This window comes from Spirulina sp. CCY15215 (assembly GCF_016888125.1).
Taxonomy (GTDB): domain Bacteria; phylum Cyanobacteriota; class Cyanobacteriia; order Cyanobacteriales; family Spirulinaceae; genus CCY15215.
Window position 1 is genome coordinate 1 of sequence record NZ_JACSWA010000217.1, and the last position, 1,812, is coordinate 1,812.

The following is a 1,812-nucleotide window of genomic DNA, read 5'->3' on the forward strand; positions in this document are numbered from 1 at the left end:
CAAGAGAGTAACAACTATATCATCTGAATCTAATTCATCGTCACCAAATGTTTGGACTTCTTGCCAATCAAGATCGTTGTGAATTTCATAAGAAAGCTGTGTATGTCCATAACCAGCACTGCGAGAACCTCCTAACCATAAATCTGATTGAATCAATAATTTTTCAAATAGGGACAGATCGTTTTCCTCACAGAGAATAATAGATTGAAAAACTTGCCCTGCATCCAGAGCATCATATCGAAAAATTTCTCCTTCGCTCTCAGGTTTCTCCTCTCTTTTAGCAGAGCGACCCTTACGCCGATCGCGTTTATTGTGAACATTAATTCGGCGATCGGGTTGATAAAATCGCATATATCCTTGCTCAAAAATACAGAACTGTCCGCTTACAGATTTGAGTGGTTTCGGTTCATCATCTTGTTCATCATCTTGTTCAATACTCAAATCATAAATGGAAATTGATTGCTCTCCTATAAACTCAGCACCTTTTTCTTTGTACCAAGATTGAGGACTTGGTAAGGTACGATACTTTCCTTTTTTACTCCTTAGATAAGCATTAAGATAACGAGTTTTGTTTGAGTCAAAAAATAGGCGCTTGATCTCTTCTTTGGTTAAATCTAATTCTGATGCTCCATAATTCTTTAGATATCGACCAATTAAAGCACCACGAATCATGCTACCGGGAATATAATCATAGGAGACATCACTGTTTGGATCGCCTTGAAAAGAAGTTGCGAGGAGAGGTTGTAATGTTTTTAAATTGAGTGATATGACAGGCATAATTATTTCTCCAGTGGTGAAAAAAAGTGGCTAAGATTGATTGTTAAAGGATTATTTTGACGATCGCTTAGAGTACAACGCACGTGACCCAGACCGCGATTGCGTCCGCTTCCTAAATGCCTAAGAGCTTTTGTTCCAACAGAAAGCAATGCCAGTAAATCTTCTGATGGTTGCTTTGCAAAGTTCAGATCGGCAGTAAAAGTTAGATCGCGTAATATAACACGAGATGTTCGTAAACTTCCCCGATCGGGTACTCCTGTTTCTGAGTGAATAGAAGTTTGCCGACGAATAGTGGTAAGAGAGTCTAAAATTTCAGCCCGAGTAAAGTTATTATTTTTAATCTGGTAGGCAACTGCTTGACGCAGATCGTCTGGCAAACAAGCATCTCCAAAATGAACGGCTGCAATTGTATCGATGGTACTCCCCGGCCTACCAAATAAATCACCTGCAATGCGTTGCCAATAAGAGCGATCGTGTGGCAAAGTAGCAATCAAATTGTCACACTCTTCGCTGATTAAACCTTTAAGAGTGCGTCCTCGCAGGTAAGGGAAACCATGCGAGTCATGTTCCACTTCGCGATCGAGCAATCCGGCAACACCATCACCGCGACCAAATGCCGTATCACTGAGTAAGTGAATCTGAAGTTTATAATAGGTCATCAGTTTCCTCCCAGTGGTAAATAGAAGTCAATCGCTTCGATCGCGTCAAAGTAGCCACAAACATCATTTAACCAACCTTGTTCAGCTAAGTCTATGCGCGTATTTTCACTTACAGACTCAGGAAACTCGGGCAGTTTGTCCAACCGATAAGCTGTCAGAAACTCTTTGGTAGCATCCGATCCGCGTCGCAGCACTTCTCGCAATGCTTTGACTTTATTACGCCGATTTTTCCACTCATCCTTTGTAAATTCATTGATGATATGTGAAAAACTTTCCCAAGTTTGCCAATCAGAGGGATCGGATTTGAGTAATAATGGTCGCATTTCTAAAGGTTGGTTACTTGTACTCCGATATTCTCGCTCGCGAATTTCAGAAA

The 1,812-nt window shown here is 40.8% G+C and carries 2 protein-coding genes and 1 pseudogene; all 3 read right to left on the reverse strand.

The annotated features are described in order from the left end of the window. A partial coding sequence (locus JUI58_RS01295) for an RAMP superfamily CRISPR-associated protein (protein ID WP_204101933.1) occupies positions 1 to 777 on the reverse strand: 777 nt, incomplete at its 3' end. Positions 778 to 779: 2 nt separating this feature from the next. Further along, entirely contained in the window at positions 780 to 1,436 is a 657-nt protein-coding gene (locus JUI58_RS01300; RefSeq protein WP_204101934.1) for an RAMP superfamily CRISPR-associated protein, read from the reverse strand. Beyond that, positions 1,436 to 1,812, reverse strand: a pseudogene (locus tag JUI58_RS01305) (hypothetical protein); the annotation flags it as partial. The pseudogene JUI58_RS01305 and the gene JUI58_RS01300, both read right to left, overlap by 1 nt.

Bases quoted from the DNA above. Each gene is read 5' to 3' on its own strand.
- JUI58_RS01300 (WP_204101934.1), bottom strand. From the start codon at position 1,436: ATGACCTATTATAAACTTCAGATTCACTTACTCAGTGATACGGCATTT.